Here is a 20707-nt window from a genome sequence, read left to right as displayed (position 1 = left end):
CTACTTGCTCGAACGAGCCGCCTACGCCTTGTCGCGGAACCGGTTGGTGATGGGATAGCGACGATCACGGCCGAAGTTCTTTTTTGTGATCTTCACGCCGGGCGCAGCCTGCCGGCGCTTGTATTCGGCAATGTAGAGCAGATTCTCTATTCGCATCACTGTTGCGCGATCATGGCCACGCGCAACGATGTCCTCCACGCTCATCTCATTCTCAACCAGGCTTTCCAGAATATCGTCCAGTACGGGGTAAGGCGGCAATGAATCCTGATCGGTCTGGTTCTCTCGCAGTTCGGCAGACGGCGCTTTTTCGATGATGTCGTGCGGGATCACCTCACCCGAAGGCCCGAGTGCGCCTGGCGGCACATGATCGTTGCGCCAGCGCGACAACGCATAGACCTGCATTTTGTAGAGGTCCTTGATCGGATTGAAGCCGCCGTTCATGTCGCCATAGAGCGTGGCATAGCCGACAGACATTTCAGATTTGTTGCCGGTGGTGACGACCATCGAACCAAACTTGTTGGAAATAGCCATGAGGATTGTGCCGCGGGCACGGCTCTGCAAATTCTCTTCGGTGACGCCCTCTTGCGTGCCCTCGAAAAGCTGCGTCAACGCATGCGAGAACCCTTCGACCGGCTCGTGAATCGGCATTATGTCGTAGCGGCAGCCGAGCGCGCGGGCGCAGTCCTCGGCGTCCTTCAGCGATCTCTTCGATGTGTACCGATACGGCAACATCACGCAGCGTACGCGCTCCTCTCCCAGAGCATCAACGGCAAGTGCCGCGCAGATCGCGGAATCGATGCCGCCGGAAAGGCCGAGCACAATATTCTCGAATCCGTTCTTGTTGACGTAGTCGCGCAGGCCGAGCATGCAGGCGCGGTAATCAGCTTCGCTGTTCTCCGGCAGCCGCGACATCGGCCCTTCGACGCAGTGCCAACCCTCCGGACCTCGCTTCCAGGTGGTCACCGCCAACGCTTCTTCAAACTGGCTCATCTGGAAGGCCAGCCCCTTGTCGGCACCAATCGCGAAGGATGCACCGTCGAAGACGAGTTCGTCCTGCCCACCGAGTTGATTGGCGTAGATGAGGGGCAGCCCGGTTTCGATCACCTGTCTTATAACGACCTGCTGGCGTGGGTCGATCTTGCCCCGGTAATAGGGTGAGCCATTTGGAACCAGCAGGATTTCGGCGCCGCTCTCTGCTAACGTCTCGGCGACACCGAGATCGCCCCATATATCCTCGCAAATCGGAATGCCCAGCCGCACGCCGCGAAAATTGACCGGCCCAGGCATGTCCGGCCCGGCTTGGAACACGCGCTTCTCGTCGAATTCGCCATAGTTCGGCAGATCGAGTTTGAAGCGCTCGGCAATTATCTTGCCGCCATCGGCGACAATGATCGAATTGTGTGTCCCGCTCTTACACTTGAGTGGCGTGCCGATGATGACACCCGGACCGCCATCGGCAGTATCTTTGGCAAACTCCTCCACTGCACGTTCGCAGGCTTTGAGAAAAGCCGGCTTGAGAACAAGGTCCTCCGGCGGATAGCCGGCGATGAAAAGTTCCGTGTAGAGCACGATGTCCGCGCCTTGCCGGGCAGCGTCCGCTCTCGCCTGCCTAGCCATGTCGAGATTGCCAGCAACATCGCCAACCGTCGGATTGAGTTGGGCGACCGCGATGCGCAACGTATCGGATCTAGCTTTTGTGCTCATACCTGCCGTTTAGCCTGAGGCGGCGATACCGGCAATGGCGTTGGCTTGTGCCACCATTCGTTCCTCGTCGATTGGCTGCAATGTAACACTTCCGGTCTCCTGCGGCTGGCTCTACATTCGGCGGAGGTTGTCAAATGGAGTCGACCATGAACAAGACCGTCGAGGACATGGCACGGCGCTGGTTGAAGCGCACGCCGGCAGCGCTAAGCGCGCTTGAGCATCGTGTGCTGCAAAGTACGCTCGAACACAAGATCGTCGCCAAGAACACAAACAAGACCTACGAGACCCAGCAAACCTTCGGCGATCGGACAGCTGACGGCATCGCCCGCTTTGGTGGCTCGTGGTCGTTCATCCTGGGCTTCCTCGGCTTTTTAGCTGTGTGGACCATCGCCAACGCCTTGTTGTTGGGGCGTGACTCTTTCGACCCGTACCCTTTCATATTTCTCAATCTTGTCCTCTCGATGCTGGCAGCTCTACAGGCTCCAATCATTATGATGTCCCAGAACCGGCAAGCCACGCACGATCGTATCGATGCGGCTCACGATTACGAGGTCAATCTGAAGGCCGAAATCGAAATTATGGCGTTGCACGACAAGCTGGACGAGTTGCGCCACAGTGAACTCATCGGGATGCGAGACGACATAGCTCGTATTGCCCAACATCTGGAAGACATTGCCAAGCGGCTACCCATACCGGAAACGAAAGCCGTTCCGTGACCGAGATCATCCATCATCTCATCGAACGATATGGACTGGTCGCGGTCTTCCTTGGTTGCCTTGCTGAAGGTGAAAGTGCCGCAATCCTCGGGGGCTTCTTCGCCCATCAGCAGGTTTTCGTTCTGTGGCAAACCTTTATCGCGGCTTTCCTTGGCGCGTTCCTGGGTGACACCGCGTTCTTTATCCTTGGCCGCAGTTTTGCCGAGCATCCGTATGTGAAACAGCTGAGCCAAAGGCCCGGCTTCAATCATGCCTATCGCTTGGTCCACGCTCATCCCAATCTGTTCGTCCTCGGCAATCGCTACCTGTACGGCATGCGTCTTGTTGGCGGCATCGCAGCAGGGCTTTCGGGCATTGCCGTACCCCGCTTCATTGCTCTCAATGCCGCCTCATCCATCGTCTGGTCAGCACTGTTCTCAAGCGTTGGCTATATTTTCGGCCTCGGCGCCGAACACATTATCGGCCGGGCTCTTGTTCATCATGAGCGACTGCTGATCGCGCTCGGTATCGGTGTTGTTGTCGTCGTCTTGGCGGCTCTCGTCGCGCACTGCATAGCAGGCCGGGAGAAAAGCAATCACTAGATCAGATCGCGCCAGCCATGCGCTCGACAAAAGCGAGAAGCCAAACACCCGCCGCCATAACGACCGCGATGAGCACCGCCAGAGAGCCACAGTCCTTTGCAAACTGGATATCGGCGCTGAACTCGCGACTGACCGCGTTACAGGCCGCTTCGATACCAGTATTCAGCACTTCCACCAATATGAGGACAAGCAGCGAGCCGAGCAGTAAGGCATAGCCCGACCAGGTGGCCGACAGCAGCCAACCAACGGGAAGAGCAATCAACAGAAGGATAAGTTCTTGCTGAAATGCCGCCTCGCTGCCGGCCAGCCTGCGAAAGGCTCGAACCGAGTTATAAAACGCGTCGATCAGCCGCTTCATCCGTTGCTCTCCACTGGAGAGAGGCGACAAAAACCACCCCCCTCGATTGTGACGCGCTTATCTCGCGTCCTTCAATCGTCCGCAACCTTGATAGACGGCGTGGAGCGTTCAAACCGGGGAAGCCGGTCCCCGATATCGTAATAATCGCCCTTGTCGGAAACAAAGATGTGGCAACCGCCTTGCAGACCGGTCGGCGTATCAAACAGGCCAGCCAGAACCGAGGTATAATCACCTTCCTGCGGCTTCCAAAACAATGCCGATCCACAGGTCTTGCAAAAGCCACGCTGTGCGAAATCCGACGATCGATACCAGGTGATGTTGTCCTCGCCTTCGACGCGCAAATCCTCGTTCGCCACATTGGTTGCTGCATAATAGTGGCCACTCTGCTTGCGGCATTGCGAACAATGACAATAGACAACATCCCGCAACCGACCGTGCGCCATGATACGCACAGAGCCACATAGGCACGAACCGGCGTGAGACGCATTCATCGTGCCGCCCCTTTGGATATGCTTGATTGGAGCATGACCGGTATCCCTTTGCGGTTGCGCGGTTATCTCCTGTCAGCCGTTCACCGCCTTTTTTTCATGCAGCGGATGATTCTTCTTCAAAAGATCCGAGACCAGGAATGCCAGTTCGATAGCCTGATCGGCATTGAGCCGCGGATCGCAATGGGTGTGGTAGCGATCGTGCAGATCCTCATCGCGAATGGCACGCGCGCCGCCGGTACATTCGGTAACGTTCTTGCCAGTCATCTCGATATGAATACCGCCCGGATGCGTGCCTTCGGCACGATGCACCTCGAAGAAAGTCTGCACTTCCTTGAGGATGCGGTCGAACGGCCGCGTCTTGTAACCGGCGGCGGTTATGGTGTTGCCATGCATCGGGTCGCAGGACCAGACCACGGAACGGCCCGCCTTTTTCACGGCGCGCGCCAGCTTTGGCAGGTGATCGCCCACCTTGTCGGCACCGAAGCGTGCGATCAGCGTCAAGCGACCCGGTTCATTTTCGGGATTGAGCAGATCGATCAACTCCAAAAGCCCGTCAGGCGTCAGCGATGGCCCGCATTTCAAGCCGAGTGGATTCTTGATGCCACGGCAATATTCCACATGCGCATGATCGGGCTGACGCGTACGGTCGCCGATCCAGATCATATGGCCGGAGGTAGCGTACCATTCACCGCTAGTTGAATCGACACGGGTCAACGCCTGCTCGTAACCGAGCAGAAGCGCCTCGTGACTGGTGTAGAAATCGGTCTCGCGCAGCGCAAAATTGCTTTCCGAGGTAATGCCGACGGCCTTCATGAAGTCCATCGTTTCGGTGATGCGCTGAGCCAGAGATTCGTATTTCTCCGCCTGTGGACTATCGGAGACGAAGCCCAGCATCCAGCTATGCACGTTTTCCAGGCTGGCATAACCGCCCTGCGCGAAGGCGCGCAGCAGATTGAGCGTCGCCGCCGACTGACGATAGGCCATAACCTGGCGCTGCGGATCGGGAACGCGTGACGCTTCGTCGAAATCGATGCCGTTGATGATATCGCCGCGATAGCTCGGCAGCGTCATATCGCCCTTAGTCTCATTGTCGGACGAGCGCGGCTTGGCGAACTGACCCGCCACGCGCCCGACCTTCACGACCGGCTGCGAACCGGCGAAGGTCAGCACCACGGACATCTGCAGGAAGACACGAAAGAAGTCGCGGATATTGTCCGCGCCATGTTCCGCGAAGCTTTCCGCGCAATCGCCACCCTGGAGAAGAAATGCGTCACCGGCAGCCACGCTTGCAAGCTGCTTTTTCAGCTTGCGTGCCTCACCTGCGAAAACCAGAGGCGGAAAGCTGGCGAGTTGTGCCTCGACATTTTCCAGAATCTGCTGGTCCGGATAAGCCGGAACCTGCATGATCGGTTTCGCTCTCCATGAGGTCGGGGACCATTTCGTCATCGTCGCACCCAATACACTTCCTGGCGAGCGCCATCGCACGCCAATTCTTTTCCGTTAGCTGAGTTTACAGCCAGTCCTCCCGATATGGGATGTGCGGCTCCATACATGAAGGCCGATTTTGAAGCCAGTCCGCAATTTGTCCGATTTGCAGTCGGCAAATCGCTACGAAGCTGCAGGCGGGCTTGAGGAACCATCTGTCGGAGGTTCGCTCTCCGGCGTCTTGGCATTTGTCTCAGCCGTTTCGCTCGCTCCCTGCTCCTGACCCCGTTTTCGCTCGATCATACGGGCCGTCCAGATCGATATCTCGTAGAGAATAATCGTCGGGAGCGCCAAGCCGATCTGACTCATCGGGTCAGGAGGCGTCAGCACCGCTGCAACGACGAAAGCAAGCACGATCGCCCATTTGCGCTTGTCAGCCAGCGCCTTGGACGACAGCAGGCCGACGCGGACCATCAGGCTCGTTACCACCGGAAGCTGGAAAACGAGGCCGAAGGAGAAGATCAGCGTCATGATGAGGCTGAGGTATTCCGAAACCTTCGGCAGCAGCGAAATCTGGACGTTTCCGTCTGCCCCGGTCTGCTGCATGGCGAGGAAAAACCACATCACCATGGGGGTGAAGAAGAAATAGACCAAGCATGCGCCCATAAGAAACAGGATTGGCGAAGCCAAAAGGAAAGGCAGGAAAGCTGCTCTTTCATTCTTGTACAGGCCCGGTGCAATGAACTTGTAGATTTGCGTGGCGATCAGCGGAAAAGCGATGACCATGCCACCGAACATGGCAAGCTTGATCTGCGTGAAGAAGAATTCCTGCGGCGCCGTATAGATCAGTTCAACTTTTTGCGGATCGAGCCCAGCCCATTGCGTAGCCCATTTGAAGGGCACGACCAGCAAATTGAACAACCGCTTGGCAAAGAAAAAGCAGACGAGAAAAGCGACGAAAAATCCACCGATTGACCAGATCAACCGGCGGCGCAGCTCGATGAGATGCTCAAGTAGCGGCGCGGACGACTTTTCGATTTCGTCCTTTTCGCTCTGGCTGACACTCACTTGGCCACCCTCGTCGCACGGGTTTTCGTGATCGGCTTCTTCTTGGGGACCGCTGCCGACCTGGTGGTTTGCGCAGTCTTGCTGGCCGGCTTCGCTGACACAGCCCTGGCTTTTGCCGACGATTTTTCCACCGGTGATTTCACTTCAGCGCGGCCCTTGGCAAGAGATTTCGGCGCTGACGTTCCGGAGGCGACCTTGGTAGTCTTGGTCTTCGCCGCTCTGGCGAGTCCCGCTCCAGTTGAGTTTGCACTTCCGGATTTGGGCGCTGCGGTGGCCTTCACCACCGGAGCCGCCGGCATGGCTTTCGGTTCGGCAACACTCGACGCGCCTGGCACTTCCGTCGCGCCATTCTTCAGCGGTTCGACCGGCTGAGGTTCCGTGGCTGGCGGGTTTGAAGGATCGGGCGCCGGCTTTGGTGCCATCGCCGTTTCGATTCCCGCGCGAACGTCCGCCGCCGCCTTTTCGAACGGATTAAGCTGCTTGCGTATCTCGGTCATAGGATTGAGGCCACGTAGCGAATCGACCGATTTCTTTACATCGTCCAACTCGGCCTCTTTGAGAGCGTCGTTGAACTGCTTCTGGAAATCACCGGCCATATTGCGCAGTTTCGCCGCCATGCGTCCCATGGTGCGCAGCATCTGCGGCAAATCCTTCGGTCCGACAACCACGATCATGACGACCGCGATCACCAGCATTTCGGTCCAGCCGACGTCAAACATGGCTCTTTAATCCAATAGGCACATCGATCCGGAAAGAGAAAACTCCTTCCGGACGATCATATGCACACCCTCACAATGTCCCACCCGCTCCGGACATCGTGGGATGCACATCACAGGACAGGCGCACTGAAAGCTCAGCCTTTACTGGCCTTTTGCTTGGGCGCGGCGACGGCTTCATCGGCGCGGTGCTCGACCGTGCGCTTGTCAACGATATCATCGTCGTCGTCGTCCGCCATACCCTTCTTGAAGCTCTTGATACCCTTGGCCATATCGCCCATCAATTCTGGAATCTTGCCGCGGCCAAAGACCAACAGAACGATTACCAGGACAATCAACCAATGCCAGATCGAAAACGAACCCATAGAACTCTCTCTCGAATGTTTTCCCTCACGCTGATCTAAGCGTTTTCGGGGTGGGATTCAAATAGAACCACTCAAGACAATGTCAGCTCTGACCATATGTCACGCCAGTGAACCGGCGGGATTGCAGGATCGCTTGAAAAAGCGATCACAGTCAGCGCAAATATCAATCGTCCGTGATGCGCGGCGTCAAGAGGCCAAGTTCCTCCAGATCGATATCTGTCAGTGGATCTTCCTCCTCGGTTAGTTCATCTGGATCCGCCGGAGGCAAAGGAACCGAGAAATTGGCAGGCATGCGCGCCGAGAGAAGCCCAGCTCCCTTCAATTCGTCCAAACCTGGAAGGTCGCGGATTTCCTCCAGCGAAAAATGGTCGAGGAAGCGACCGGTCGTGCCATAGGTTACGGGGCGTCCGGGCGTGTGTCGGCGCCCACGCATCCTGACCCACTCCGTCTCCATCAGAGTGTCGAGCGTGCCCCTGGAGGTCTCTACCCCGCGTATGTCTTCGATCTCCGCGCGTGTGACCGGTTGATGATAGGCGATGATCGCCAGTACCTCCAAAGCCGCGCGAGACAACTTCTTCTGCTGCACCGTCTCGCGGCTCATCAAGAATGCGAGATCGCCGGCTGTGCGGAACGCCCAATCGTCTCCTACCCGCACCAGGTTGACGCCACGACGTGCATAGATCTGCTGCAAATCAGCCATGGCCGCGGCGATATCGACCCCTGCCGGCAACCGGTCAGCCAATTGTTTTTCGCTGACCGGTTCGGCGCTGGCAAAGACGATGGCCTCCGCCATCCGCACGGCTTCGGCGAGATGCAGACGCTCTGCCGGATTTTGATTGAGCGCATCGGCCTCAATCGCCCTTTCGGTCCTGAATGGAATAATGGAGGCGTGGTCTTTCATTGTGCCGCCCCGACCGGCTTGTTGTCCCGTTGCCGCCCTCTGAGATAGAGCGGAGCGAAAGCCTCATGCTGGCGCATCTCAAGATACCCTTCCCGCACCATTTCCAATGTCGCGGCAAACGAACTGGCAAGGGCCGCGCGCCGTTCTTCAGGCTTGGTCAGGTATTCGATGAGAAATCGGTCCAGTTCGGTCCAGTCGTCAAGCGAACCAACCAGTCTGGTCAGAAGGTCCCGTGCCTGCTTCAGCGACCAGACATTACGTTTGGCGATCTCGACATTGGTCACGGCTTGGCGCTGGCGCTGCGACGCGTAGGCGGTCAGAAGGTCATAGAGCGTCGCCGAATATTCATTGCGCTTTTCGACGATCACCATTTCGGGCGCGCCACGCTGGAAAACGTCACGCCCCAACCGGTTGCGATTGACCAACCGCGCGGCTGCGTCGCGCATGGCCTCAAGCCGTCGCAAGCGGAATTGCAGGATGGCGGCCAGTTCCTCTCCGCTCTCGCCCTCTTCGCCGGGTTGCTTGGGGATCAGCAATTTCGACTTCAGGAACGCCAGCCATGCGGCCATCACCAGATAGTCGGCGGCCAGTTCCAGCCGCATTGCCCTCACCTGCTCGACAAAGGCGAGATATTGCTCGGCCAGCGCCTGAATGGAAATGCGCGCCAGATCGACCTTCTGATTGCGGGCCAGATGCAGCAAGAGATCGAGCGGCCCTTCGAAGCCGGCAACGTCCACCACCAATTCCAGATCGCCGGTTTGACGCATCTCGTCGCCACCAGCCCACAACCGGTCCATCGGGGTGGCCTTTTCAGCCTTGGCGTCTTCAATCTGCGCCACGATCCATCCGTTCCTCAATCATGATGCAATTGTTTAAATCGCATCGCGCTCTTATTCTTTGGTTTGAGCATGATCTTTCGGAAACCGGTGTCCATTTTCCGCATCATGCTCTAGTTCAGGAAACGGCAGCGGCCTTACTCGCGCCTATGCCACCGCTTCGAAATACGCTGCGAACTCGGTTCGCAATTCGGCCTCGTTCTTGTCGTCCGGCCCGCTGACCGCGGCAAGCGCCCGTTTCGCGCGTTGCAGGGAAGGTCCCTCCAGCGGTTTCGCTCGCGAGGCCACGCCCCTCATCTCATCCATGTCGCCGTTGCAGTGAAGAATCAAATCAACGCCGGCGGCAAGGATTGCCGCAGCTTTTGTCGGGAAATCCCCAGAAAGCGCCTTCATCGACGTGTCATCGCTGACCAACAGCCCTTCAAAGCCGATCTCGCGACGAATAACCTCCTCGACCACTTTTCCGGAGGTCGTCGCAGGATTTTCCGCATCGATAGCACTGAACACGACATGCGCCGTCATGGCAATCGGCAAGTCTTTCAGCGTCCTGAATGGCGCGAAGTCACGACGTCGCAACTCATCAAGCGGCGTCGTCACCGTCGGTAATTCCAGATGTGTGTCGAGAGTGGCACGGCCATGACCGGGAATGTGCTTCATCACCGGCAGCAAGCCGCCGGCCATCAGCCCTTCGGCCACAGCACGGCCGATAATGGCCACCGTCTCGGGGTCCTTTCCATAAGCGCGCGCGCCGATCACCTCGCTGGCGCCCTCGACGGGTACATCAAGTACGGGCAAGCAGTCTGCATTGATGCCGTAGCGCACGAGATCGAAGGCGTGCAGTCTTGCCAGCAACCAGGCGGCACGCAACCCGGCCTCGCGGTCGCTGCGATAGAGCGCGCCGATGGCCGCGCCGGCGGGGTAATTCGGCGCCAGCGGCGGCCGCAATCGCTGCACCCGACCGCCCTCCTGATCGACAAACACCGGTGCATGCCAGCCCACGCAATCGCGCATTTCCGCGACCAGATCGCGAATCTGTTCCGGCTCACCTATGTTGCGAGCAAACAGGATGAAGCCCCACGGAACCTCTCCACGATAGAAGCGCACTTCATCGCGGGTGAGAGATTTTCCGGCGCAACCGAGAATCAGAGTTTGTGATTCGCTCATGCAGGCAGTCTAGAACCTTTTTTCCAACAAGGAGAACGTAGTGCCCGCGAAAACACAAACAGCGCAGCCGAAGCCGCGCTGTAACTTTGGATCGAACTGCCGCTTCTATTTCGAAACGAAGCAGTTGCCGCCAGCGGCCTTGTAGCTAGTGCACAGATTGATCGCATCGTCGCGCGAATTCGCCGCAATACGCACGCGGTAGAACGTGCCCTTTCCGGCAATCTCTGCTTTGACGATTTTGGCGTCATGCCCGCCCAAAATGCTCTCGTAGCGGCGAGACAGGTTCTGATAGGTTTTCTGCGCACTTTCGACGCTCGGCTGCGAGGCAATCTGCATCGCCCAGCCGCCAGACGCCGTATTCTCGGGTGCGATGGAAGCCACGGTCTCCGGTTTGACCTCACCAACAATGTCAACCGGCTGATCAGCCGGGCGCTCCGGCGCGACAGGCGCGGTCTCGGGCATCTGGCTGCCTTGCGTGTCAGCCTTGGCCGTCTGCGGCACGGCACCGGTCTGGTCCTCACTGGACGCATTGACCACATGCTGAGGCGCCGGATCTGCCGGCTCTCCCGCCGCCACGCTTACGGCCGGTTCGGCTTCCTCCCGCGGCACCAATGTTCCATCCGGCTTGACGATTAGCGTCTTGACCTTGCGGGGCGCCACAGCAGCAACCGCCTTGCTTTCCGTTTCGTCCGCCACAGGCTCGCTCGGCAACAGGCGCGCTTCGGATTTCTGGCCAGCGCCCACATCTTCGGCAGCAGGCTGCTCGCTGTCGGTCAGCGGCGGTCGGGCGTTCACATCCACCGGTTCTTGCGCGTCGGCAACCAGTTTCTTCTGTTCCGGCGCTGCAGGTTTGGCGCCGTTGGCGACGACGTCGTAGACCTTGTTGTCCTGGTTCGGGATGACAGTGCCACCGGGATTTTCCGGCTTGACCTTGATTGGCTGATTATCCGCCTTGATAAGAACGGGCGCCCCCGAACCGTCGCTGCCCCCGAAGGAGAGCGCAAACGCACCCACTCCCCCGATGACGGCCACAGCACCGACAACGGCGGCAAGCATCAAACCGCGATTGCTCGGCTGACGGGTGGCGTCGGCCGTGGCTGCATCGGGAGCCGAGATCACCTCATCGAAACTGGGATCATAATCGAGATTATCCATCCCAGTGGCACCCGAACTGAAAGAAGGCTCATCTGTCGATCGAGAAGCAGCAAAACCCGCAACAGCCGACGCTCCATAGGCCGCTGTGGCCGCAGCCATCGTGCCATCGGGCAACACCGACGGACGCTGCTCACCATAGGCTGGCGCCTCGACATGATCGTGTTTGAAGCCGGCTTCGTACGCATCATCATCGTAGGATACGGCCCGAGACGTGACTGCAGTCGGCTCGGTGTCATTCATCTCGTTAAGAAGCCCGGCGAAATCGGCATCGATGTCGTCAAAGACCGGCGCCTCACCCGCTTTGTCCTCGAATGTGAAATCAGGAATGTCGAGATCGTCAGCCAACGCAATGACGCGCTCCGGCACCTCTACGGTCTCGACTTCCGGCATTTCCGACCTTGGAACTGGGCCATAAGCCGGCGCAACCTCAGGCGCAAAATGTTGCTGGCCGAGCGGCGTCTCACTACCCCAGTCCCCCGAAACCTCGAGCGGTGTCCCGCTTGACGCGGTGGCGGGTAGTGCAGCTACCGAATCGTCAACGCGCGGTTGCTTTGGGGATATATCCGAATAAGTCTCGCTTGCGGGCTCATCTTCGTTCAACGCCGCCAGGAATGCATCATCATCGAATTCGATGTCGGCTTCGCCACCAAAGTCCACATCGGATTGATGATGCTGCGGAAGCGGGGCAAGATCATGCTTCTGCTGATCGCCGATCAACCGATGGGAATCGTCGGCCTCCGTCTCTGTCGGCGGAACCTGCAAAACCTCTGCCGCCACGGGCGAAACCGCAGGTTTCGCGCTCATGCGGTTGAGCAGCGCATTCAATTCGTCCTCAAGCGTGGTGTCGTCGTGCGGCGGCTCCATTTCCACAGCCGTTGGCGATATGATAGTGTCGCCAACCCCAGGCGCCTTATGATCGTCATGATCTTCCGCCGGCCGAGTGCTGGCTTCCAGTTCGCTGTGAAGATCGAGTTCGAAATCGCCATCGAATGGATCAGGCTCGAGGGCAGGTGCATGGGAAGCATTGCTATCGATTGCCGCCTCCAAATCTGCCCATTCGGCATCGGCATTGAAATCCGGATCGCCCTCCTCAGCCGAGCGATCAAAACCGTCAAGAAAATCACCACGCGACTCATCCGCCTGTGTCAACGGCTCGGCCTGCGTCTCAATCGCAAATTCGGTTTCCGGACCGTCTTGTTCATAGGACTCACTCGCGACCGCAGGGACCGCCTCAAGAGCGTCCGAAAGGTCGTCAGCCTGCGCGGAATCCACCCCGAAGTCATCTCCGAATGAGCGGGCGACCACTTCGTCGAAATCCACATCCTCTGAGGCAACATCGGGCTCCCGCAACATAACATGGGGAACCTGCGGCTGATCGTGGCTATGAGGCTCCGTGGCCTGCTCCAGCGATGTTGCGATCTCCTCACCGAAATCGAAATCCGGAACTTCAGCCTGATGTTCTTCAGATACAGCGTGATCGATCGGCGCAACGGCATCTGCCGGCATGAAATGCGCATCCTGCATCTCATCGGCATCACCGAACTCACCCATCAGTTCCTTTTCGAGATCGATCTCGAAATCCTCGCCCGTCGCAGGCTCATTCGGCTTGAGCGATGTTTCCTGTGACTTGACCGGTTCGCGAGGATCGAAACCCATGATCCTGGTCAGTTCCGCGAACGGATCGTCGTCACCGATGTCGTTTGGCGTGGCTGCTCTCAGCGGGGTTCTATCTGCCATTGTCGTTCCCGAACTCGCACAAATCGGACGCCATTGACGTCGCGGAAGGTTGGCCCTTACCAGCGCAATGTGGGTAAAAGGTGACAGGTGTTTTAGCTGAACCTAACGCATCTCCTTGGGCGCATCAGCCCCTATCAACGTCAGACCGGACGTCAAAACATCCGAAACCGCCTGCACCAAACCCAGTCTGGCATAGGTCGATTGTCGGTCGTTAACCTTAACAAAACGTAAGTCGGGGTTTTCAGTGCCTCTGTTCCAGTGCGCGTGGAAGGTACTGGCAAGATCAAACATATAGAAGGCCAGCCTGTGCGGCTCCAGCGCAAGCGCGGCCTGTTCGATCAACCGAGGGTACTCCGCCAGCTTGCGGATCAAGGCGATCTCGCCTTCGTCGGTCAGCGACGGCAGGGCCTCTACCAAGGCCTCACGGTCGAATTTCTCCTGCGGGAATTGCTCGCTCGCCTGGCGAAACACCGAGTGGCAGCGCGCCGACGCATACTGGACATAGAACACCGGATTGTCCTTGGACTGTTCCGTAACCTTGGCGAAATCAAAATCCAGCGGCGCGTCGCTCTTGCGGTAGAGCATCATGAAGCGGATGGGATCGCGCCCAACCTCCTCCACAGCCTCGCGCAGGGTGACGAAATCGCCGGAGCGCTTCGACATGCGTACCGGCTCGCCGTCGCGGAAGAGCTTGACGAGTTGGCACAGCACCACGGTGAGTTTGACCTCGCCGCCGGCCAGCGCGCGCGCCAGAGCCTCCAGCCGCTTGACATAGCCGCCATGGTCGGCGCCCAGCACATAGATCAGGTCGACGAAGCCGCGATCGATCTTGTCCTTCATATAGGCGACATCGGCGGCGAAATAGGTGAAGGACCCATCGGACTTGACCAGCGGCCGGTCGATATCGTCACCGACCTCGGTCGAGCGGAAGAGCGTCTGTTCGCGGTCTTCCCAATCGTCCGGCTTCTCGCCCTTCGGCGGCGGCAGCGTGCCTTTGTAGATATGGCCTTTCAACGTCAGATCGTTGATGGCCGAGCGGATCGCTTTGGCGTTGTCGGCGTGCAGCGTACGCTCGGAAAAGAAGACATCATGGTGCACATTGAGCAGCGCGAGATCGTCCTTGATGATCGCCATCATGGCGTCGATGGTGCGATCCTTGACGATGGCCAGCGTCTCGCCTTCCGGCATCTGCAACAGCGAGCGGCCAAACTCCTTGGCCAGAGCCTGCCCGACAGGAACGAGATAGTCGCCGGGGTAAAGTCCGGCGGGAATTTCGCCGATGTCATCGCCCAATGCCTCGCGATAGCGCAGCAACACGGAGCGGCCGAGCACGTCGATCTGCACGCCGGCGTCGTTGATGACATATTCCTTGGTGACGCCATAACCGGCGAAGGCCATCAGGTTGGCCAATGCGTCGCCGACCACGGCACCGCGGCAATGGCCGACATGCATGGGGCCGGTGGGGTTTGCCGAGACATATTCGACATTGACCTTGGCACCCTGCCCGATGGCCGAGCGGCCATACTGCGAGCCCGCGTCGAGAATGGTCGCCAGATGCGCCTGCCAGAAACTGTCTGTCAGCCTGAGATTGACGAAACCCGGACCGGCCACTTCGGCATTCGCCACATCCTTGTCGGAATGCAGCGCCTCGGCGATTCTTTCGGCCAGGGCACGCGGGTTCTGGCCCGTGGGCTTAGCCAGAACCATCGCCGCATTGGTCGCCAGATCGCCATGGCTGGCATCGCGTGGAGGCTCGACGGCGATGCGCGAAAGATCAGGCGCTCCGCCTTCTTTATCTTTTAAATCAAGCGCTTCTACGGTCTTTATGATCCGCGCGTTGAAATCGGCGAAGATGTTCATGATGGGCTTTCGCTGAATATACCAAGAGTCGTCAATCCCGCCGTCCTGATTGAAGCTAGCTCGAAAGGCAGGGCCGGGCAGCGCTAACTCAAATCCGGTGTGCGGTCAAACAGGCGCCGGTGCTCCTTAATAGCATAAGTATCGGTCATCCCGGCCAGGAAATCGGCGACACTGCGCGCCTTGACGCGTTCTTCGGCACTCTCGAGCCCTTCCCGCCAGCCTTCGGGCATAGCGCACGGGTCGGTGTAATAGGCGTCGAACAGATCCTTGACGATCTGCTCCGCGCCTTCACGCACCCGCATGACTTCCGGGTTGCGATAGAGATGCCGATAAAGAAACGCCTTGAGTTGCTTCTCGGCGGAAGCCATCGAGCCGGAAAAGGTAACAATGGCTTCGCCTGCGGCGCGAATCTCTTCCGCACTCTGCGGCTTCCGGCGCGCCAGATTGGCCGTCGTCGCGGCGATCACGTCCTCCACCATCAGGGTGATCTGGCGTCGCATCAGTTCATGCGCGGTTCGCACGGGATCGAGTTCAGGATAATGGGCGCGCACGCCTTGCAGAATTGCGCCTGGTAACGAAACCGCTTCCAGCATCGGCAACGTCAGGAAGCCCGAGCGCAAGCCGTCGTCGATATCATGCGTATTATAGGCAATATCGTCGGCAATTGCGGCGCACTGGGCTTCAATGCCGGCAAAGCGGTCGATCTCGAGATCATGCAGGCCGCAATAATCGCGGATGGTGCGCGGGATCGGCCCCTTCAGTCCTTGCCCCTGAGAGTCCGTCAGCGGCCCATTATGCTTGACCAGACCTTCCAGCGTCTCCCATGTGAGGTTCAGCCCGTCGAATTCCGCATAGCGCCGTTCCAGACGGGTAACGATGCGCAGAGACTGCGCGTTGTGATCGAAGCCGCCCCATTCTGCTATCTTCTCGTTCAGCGCGTCCTCGCCGGTATGGCCGAATGGTGTATGGCCGAAATCATGCACCAGCGCGATCGCCTCGGCGAGGTCCTCGTCACCGCGCAAGGCGCGGGCAAGCGCGCGTGCGATCTGTGCCACCTCGATCGAATGAGTGAGTCGCGTGCGATAATGATCGCCCTCCTCGGCGATAAAAACCTGCGTCTTGTGCTTGAGGCGGCGAAAGGCAGTCGAATGGATGATGCGGTCGCGGTCGCGCTGGAAGGCGGTGCGCGTCGGGCTTTCCGCCTCCGGAAACAAGCGCCCGCGCGAGCGCGCCGGGTCGCAGGCATAGGGCGCGCGAGCGCGGTAGCCGAAGCCGATATCGCCAAGGTTCTCGCGAACTTGCCGCTCGTTCATTGCACCACCAGTTGACTTGGCTCTCGTCGCTTCATACCTATCTAGCGGAAGCAAACGCAAGGTGAACCCGATGGGCGCCGACGCCAAGACCACCATGAAAGTCGAAATAACCGATGCGGCCGCAAAGCGCATCGCAAATATCGTCGCCAACGATCCCGGCAAGACAGCGTTACGCGTTGCCGTCGAAGGTGGTGGCTGTTCGGGCTTTTCCTATACATTCGGCCTCGTCGATCACCGCAACGATGACGATGTGTCGATCGAAAAGGATGGCGCGACCGTCCTGATCGACGATCTTTCTCTGGTCTATATGGGGGGCTCCGTCATCGATTTCGTCGATGATCTGATGGGCCAATCCTTCCAGATCAAGAATCCCAATGCAGTCGCTTCCTGCGGCTGCGGAACAAGTTTCTCAGTCTGATCGAAAACCTTTCATCGCTGACGAGTGGGCTTTTTATTGCATCGCGAGTGCTTCCGCTTCCGCGCTCGTCGCCGTTTCATGCAGGTCATCCGCTCTGCCCGATGCGCATTGAACACCGGGTTTGCCGAGATTAGGAACGTGACGTCTTCGGGTACAAGTTTGAGCGCACGATCGATAATAAGCGGGACGGCGATAGCCCGGCATACATGACCAGAACATGCTGCAGCCCGAGAGTAAAAAGGCGCGGTGCCGCAAACATCTCATCGCCCGGATGCGTCGTCGATGGCATGAGTCCTCCCTTTTCTACCCCATCTCGTCGAAACGGGTTTCCTCCTTCAGAGCAATGATGCAGGATCAACGGCAGTTAGCGCCGACGCTATCAATAAAAATTTGAAGACGTGTGATTCTCATGAAGATCGTAACGTGGAACATCAATGGCGTCCGAGCCCGAATCGGCAATCTCGTCCATTGGCTGAACGAGAGCCAGCCCGACATCGTCTGCCTGCAGGAGATCAAGTCGGTGGACGAGCAATTCCCACGCGCCGAGATCGAGGCATTGGGCTACAATGTCGAAACGCACGGCCAGAAGGGCTTCAATGGCGTCGCTCTGCTCTCGAAATTGCCGTTCGACGAGGTCAATCGCAGGCTACCCGGCAATGACGAGGACGAGCAGGCGCGTTTCATCGAGGGGGTATTCTCAACCGACAAGGGTGCGCTGCGCGTCGTTTCGCTCTATCTGCCGAACGGCAATCCAATCGATGATCCGGTAAAATTTCCCTATAAGCTCGCTTGGATGGAACGTCTGGAACGCTGGGCGACCGATCGGATGGCACTTGAGGAGGCGCTGATTCTTGCCGGCGATTATAATGTCATTCCAGAACCTATGGACGCCAGGAATCCGGAAGCGTGGCTTGGCGATGCACTGTTTCAGCCGGAGACCCGGCAAGCCTTTCGACGCCTGAAGAATCTCGGCTTCACCGAGGCGGTACGTGCCGTCACCGACGCGTCCGAAACCTTCACCTTCTGGGACTATCAAGGTGGAGCCTGGCAGAAGAACAACGGCATCCGCATCGATCACCTGCTGCTATCGCCCGAAGCGGCAAACCGCTTCTCCGCGGCATCAATCGAAAAGCATGTACGAGCTTGGGAAAAACCATCCGACCATGTGCCGGTCGCGGTGGAACTGGATCTGGCCGCAACCTGATATCGAATTGGACAAAGCATCGGCCCATAGCCGGAACTACGAGCCGATGCTTCAGAACTGGAAAGTATAAGATGCCTCCAGTTCCCCCGCGCCCGACAATTCGCTGCAAAACTGCGCAGCACGCCCCTGATAGCGCCGCAACGAACCACGTATATTGCGGCAACGCAAAGATCGAGAAGATGCAATGAGAGACGCCGGATAACGGTCAGAGTAACAGGCATTCTGACGAATGCCGTTCCGAAATTCCGGTTTGATTCCGCAGCCGTATTTGTACGAAGCTGGTCGATTCCGCCTCTGCCAATGCTCTATTGAGCGGTGCCCTTGGTGAGCATGTCGTCGGCCAGTGCAATTGCGGTTCGGCGGTCAGCTTCGGGAGCCACGGCGAAGGCTTCCTCCTGCATGCTGCGTATCCAGGATTGATCTACAGGATTCGCTCGATCAAGGGCGGCTGTCATCATTGCCAGGCCGCGCACGATTTTGCCACTCTGGAAAAGCAGATTGCCAAGCGTAGCCTGCGCGCCGGTATGCCCCTTTTCGGCGGCAAGTTGCAACCACCGGGCGGCCTGTTTGATGCTGGCTTTGACCCCGCCCTCGCCTTTCAGAAACATCTTTCCCATTTCGAACTGGGCATCCGGGTTGCGGTAGGTGGCCGCGGCGCGCATGAAATACTCTTGGGCCGCAACCGGATTGGCTTTCACAGGCGTGCCAGGAATGCCCTTTTTCAAATAGTCGCCAAGAGCCACCAGCGCATCCGAGACATAGCTTTCATCAGGAGAACCCGGCTCGACATCTTGATTGACGATCTCGCTGAAGAATTTGAAGGCCTCGTAGTTGTCCTGCGTGACACCATCGCCTTCGGCATACATGCGTGCCAATTTCCAGGTGGCCCCGATCTGGCCGTTCTCGGCCGCATATTTGTAAGCCTCAACCGCCTGTTCCTTATGGCCGCTCTTGTATGCGGAATAACCAAACTGGAAAACGGCCCAGGGACTCGATTCCGGCTTTACGCCGGTCTTGTCGTCGAACACTTTGTCATCGAAGGCGGCTGCCTGACCGGCCGCGCCCAATATGGCGAGGGCCGTCAGGGCTGCCAAGGCCAACGGCCGGAAAAATGTTGAAGAAGTCGCGCCCCGCACAGGTTGAATCACTTCCCGTGCCATCATCGAACCTTCGTTCGGATAGCGTGTCGGGCTGGACAAGGGTCTCGACCTGGCTCGCATTTTCATCCCGGCTGCGAAATGCAGCATACCGGCTCCGGATCCCCCTGACCCGTTCTTGCCGGAGCCTTCGAAGTGCTCCGGGTTTATGGCGGGAAGTGGGCGAGTTCCTTGACTGGAGCCGGCTGCCCATCAGATGCACCAAAAATGTTGCCAAAACGTCACAATGGCGAAACATGGCGGGGGCAAGTCGGAAAAACGAAATACTTACCAGATATTGCTTTAATATCAGAAACTTACCACTTTATATTATACTCAATATTGATGGCCGCAGCGTAGCCGGCCTTCACCGCCTGATTGCGATCATCCCCGGTCGGCCCAAAATTTTTGGTCTCGGTGGCCGAGGTCAGATAACTTAAGCCGATGCCACCGCGCAACTCGCCGCCGAACTTGTCTTTCAACGACCCTCCGACTGCCAGCGTATAGCTGTCGCTCATCAGATCGTAGCCGGTGCTGACACCGCTGTCCCAGGTGAGGCTGACCAGCCCAGACACGCTGTCATTGAAAGCATGGCCAACACCGCCGGTAACGGTCCATCCGTCCTTCCAGTAATAGGGCGTATCGAGGATCGTGTAGCCACCCTGCACTGAGCGAACGTTGAGGCGCGTCATCACGCTCCAATCGGTCCACTTCACCCCACCGAACGCCAGCCAGCCGGGAGCGATACCCGTCTGGAATTTCAGGTCCACGCTTTGCGGAAGATGGCCGGTGCCGACAGCGGCGATAGGAACCTGTAGGTTATTAGGTATCCCGTAAAACGGATTCTGTGCATCGGACATGCCCGCACCCCGCAGCGCCCGCTCCAGAACTTCTGCAGGTGCGCTTGCCGTGCCTTCGGCACCATAATCCGTTCCCGAGCGGTACATGACCTGCGCGCGGAACGCGATCTCCGGTATTTCATAAGCCGCGCCCACGCGATAGCCGAATTTCTGGCCATCCAGATCCAGGGTGCCAGCGCCGAGACCGACACGACTGTAATCGTCCTGACGGGAATAACTTAGCTGCTCCATATAACCGCCGCCGAGTAGCCAGAACCGACCCTTGCCAACATCGAAGCCGACAGCGCAGGTCGCGGCCGATTCATAAGCGGAAAAACTCTCCTTCAGTTTCCCCGAAGCCGTCGGATGCTCATAGCTCGACGCGCCGCCGATATTCTGCACGAGCGTACCGGCACAGCGCAGATTATCGGCAAAATTGATCTTGATCGCCGCCGAGGGAACGACAAAATCGTCGGTGAAACTGGTGCCGAGAAGTTTTGGGTCGTCGTGCGTTCCGAGCTTCGTCAATTCGCGATGCGGCGCCACATAGGTCACGCCCGAGCGCATATTGAAGTTGCCTTCATCGAACAGAATGTCGGTGTCGGCACTGCCGCGCGAAAATCCGCCCGCTTGCGCCGCAGCAACAAGCGCCAGCCAGGCGCAACCCGCACCCAGCAAAAGCCGCAAACGCGAATTGCCCATGAACCCTCTCCGTGGGAA

19 protein-coding genes and 1 pseudogene are annotated in these 20707 nt (G+C 58.3%); 4 read left to right on the top strand and 16 right to left on the bottom strand.

The features are described from left to right. Positions 1-21: 21 nt before the first annotated feature. On the bottom strand, positions 22-1704 hold the full coding sequence (locus BFN67_RS09180) for an NAD+ synthase (protein ID WP_080919328.1): 1683 nt from the start codon (positions 1702-1704) through the stop codon (positions 22-24). Between the two features lie 146 nt (positions 1705-1850). On the opposite strand from BFN67_RS09180, the gene BFN67_RS09175 reads away from it, so the two are divergent. Together BFN67_RS09175 and BFN67_RS09170 are read left to right on the top strand one after the other, a co-directional pair. After that, the gene (locus tag BFN67_RS09175; protein ID WP_080919505.1) at positions 1851-2420 is read left to right on the top strand and encodes a DUF1003 domain-containing protein; all 570 of its coding nucleotides are present in this window, start codon (positions 1851-1853) and stop codon (positions 2418-2420) included. Further along, the gene (locus BFN67_RS09170) at positions 2417-3001 is read left to right on the top strand and encodes a DedA family protein (RefSeq protein ID WP_080919327.1); all 585 of its coding nucleotides are present in this window, start codon (positions 2417-2419) and stop codon (positions 2999-3001) included. Before BFN67_RS09175 ends, BFN67_RS09170 begins: the two co-directional genes overlap by 4 nt. 1 nt (position 3002) lies before the next feature. Here BFN67_RS09170 and BFN67_RS09165 read toward each other — a convergent pair whose 3' ends face one another. The 12 genes from BFN67_RS09165 to BFN67_RS09110 all read right to left on the bottom strand — a co-directional run bounded on the left by BFN67_RS09165 (position 3003) and on the right by BFN67_RS09110 (position 16390). Further along, positions 3003-3359 (bottom strand): diacylglycerol kinase, encoded by a 357-nt coding sequence (locus BFN67_RS09165; RefSeq protein ID WP_080919326.1) that lies wholly within the window; start codon positions 3357-3359, stop codon positions 3003-3005. 71 nt (positions 3360-3430) lie between these two features. Next, entirely contained in the window at positions 3431-3850 is a 420-nt protein-coding gene (locus BFN67_RS09160) for a GFA family protein (RefSeq protein ID WP_080919325.1), read from the bottom strand. A gap of 72 nt (positions 3851-3922) precedes the next feature. Further along, on the bottom strand, positions 3923-5296 hold the full coding sequence (locus BFN67_RS09155) for a class II 3-deoxy-7-phosphoheptulonate synthase (protein WP_080919504.1): 1374 nt from the start codon (positions 5294-5296) through the stop codon (positions 3923-3925). Between the two features lie 162 nt (positions 5297-5458). Continuing rightward, positions 5459-6343 carry a twin-arginine translocase subunit TatC gene (gene tatC, locus BFN67_RS09150; protein ID WP_080919324.1) on the bottom strand — a complete coding sequence of 295 codons (885 nt, stop codon included), beginning with the start codon at positions 6341-6343 and terminating at the stop codon, positions 5459-5461. Continuing rightward, on the bottom strand, positions 6340-7062 hold the full coding sequence (gene tatB / locus BFN67_RS09145) for a Sec-independent protein translocase protein TatB (protein WP_080919323.1): 723 nt from the start codon (positions 7060-7062) through the stop codon (positions 6340-6342). Before tatB ends, tatC begins: the two co-directional genes overlap by 4 nt. Before the next feature lie 134 nt (positions 7063-7196). Continuing rightward, on the bottom strand, positions 7197-7424 hold the full coding sequence (locus tag BFN67_RS09140; RefSeq protein ID WP_080919322.1) for a twin-arginine translocase TatA/TatE family subunit: 228 nt from the start codon (positions 7422-7424) through the stop codon (positions 7197-7199). 163 nt (positions 7425-7587) lie between these two features. Beyond that, positions 7588-8325 carry an SMC-Scp complex subunit ScpB gene (scpB, locus tag BFN67_RS09135; protein ID WP_080919321.1) on the bottom strand — a complete coding sequence of 246 codons (738 nt, stop codon included), beginning with the start codon at positions 8323-8325 and terminating at the stop codon, positions 7588-7590. Continuing rightward, complete coding sequence (locus BFN67_RS09130; protein WP_080919503.1) at positions 8322-9122, bottom strand: segregation and condensation protein A; 801 nt, start codon at positions 9120-9122, stop codon at positions 8322-8324. The genes scpB and BFN67_RS09130 overlap by 4 nt, the downstream gene beginning before the upstream one ends. Positions 9123-9308: 186 nt before the next feature. Then, positions 9309-10325, bottom strand: a complete 1017-nt coding sequence (gene nagZ / locus BFN67_RS09125) for a beta-N-acetylhexosaminidase (RefSeq protein ID WP_080919320.1) — start codon at positions 10323-10325, stop codon at positions 9309-9311. A 105-nt stretch (positions 10326-10430) separates the two neighbouring features. Further along, a complete protein-coding gene (locus tag BFN67_RS09120; RefSeq protein ID WP_080919319.1) occupies positions 10431-13217 on the bottom strand; it encodes an SPOR domain-containing protein in 2787 nt (928 codons plus the stop codon). Positions 13218-13319: 102 nt separating this feature from the next. Beyond that, on the bottom strand, positions 13320-15077 hold the full coding sequence (argS, locus tag BFN67_RS09115) for an arginine--tRNA ligase (RefSeq protein ID WP_080919318.1): 1758 nt from the start codon (positions 15075-15077) through the stop codon (positions 13320-13322). An 83-nt stretch (positions 15078-15160) separates the two neighbouring features. After that, positions 15161-16390 carry a deoxyguanosinetriphosphate triphosphohydrolase gene (locus BFN67_RS09110; RefSeq protein WP_080919317.1) on the bottom strand — a complete coding sequence of 410 codons (1230 nt, stop codon included), beginning with the start codon at positions 16388-16390 and terminating at the stop codon, positions 15161-15163. Between the two features lie 70 nt (positions 16391-16460). On the opposite strand from BFN67_RS09110, the gene erpA reads away from it, so the two are divergent. Then, complete coding sequence (gene erpA, locus BFN67_RS09105) at positions 16461-16808, top strand: iron-sulfur cluster insertion protein ErpA (RefSeq protein ID WP_080919316.1); 348 nt, start codon at positions 16461-16463, stop codon at positions 16806-16808. A gap of 119 nt (positions 16809-16927) precedes the next feature. Here the strand turns inward: erpA and BFN67_RS24800 are convergent. Continuing rightward, positions 16928-17097 (bottom strand): annotated as a pseudogene (locus tag BFN67_RS24800) (purine permease); the annotation flags it as partial. A gap of 120 nt (positions 17098-17217) precedes the next feature. Between BFN67_RS24800 and xth the strand changes: the two are divergent. Beyond that, positions 17218-18012, top strand: coding sequence for an exodeoxyribonuclease III (xth, locus tag BFN67_RS09100; RefSeq protein WP_080919315.1), 795 nt, complete (start codon positions 17218-17220; stop codon positions 18010-18012). Between the two features lie 305 nt (positions 18013-18317). Here the strand turns inward: xth and BFN67_RS09095 are convergent, their stop codons facing one another. Together BFN67_RS09095 and BFN67_RS09090 are read right to left on the bottom strand one after the other, a co-directional pair. Further along, positions 18318-19172, bottom strand: a complete 855-nt coding sequence (locus tag BFN67_RS09095; protein ID WP_139789112.1) for a tetratricopeptide repeat protein — start codon at positions 19170-19172, stop codon at positions 18318-18320. 293 nt (positions 19173-19465) lie between these two features. Beyond that, positions 19466-20689 (bottom strand): outer membrane protein transport protein, encoded by a 1224-nt coding sequence (locus BFN67_RS09090; protein ID WP_080919314.1) that lies wholly within the window; start codon positions 20687-20689, stop codon positions 19466-19468. Between the last annotated feature and the right edge of the window lie 18 nt (positions 20690-20707).

It is taken from the genome of Manganibacter manganicus (genome assembly GCF_002075885.1).
GTDB lineage: Bacteria > Pseudomonadota > Alphaproteobacteria > Rhizobiales > Rhizobiaceae > Mesorhizobium > Mesorhizobium manganicum.
The sequence above is the reverse complement of the archived record's forward strand: the minus strand, read 5'-3'. Positions and strand labels throughout refer to the sequence as shown.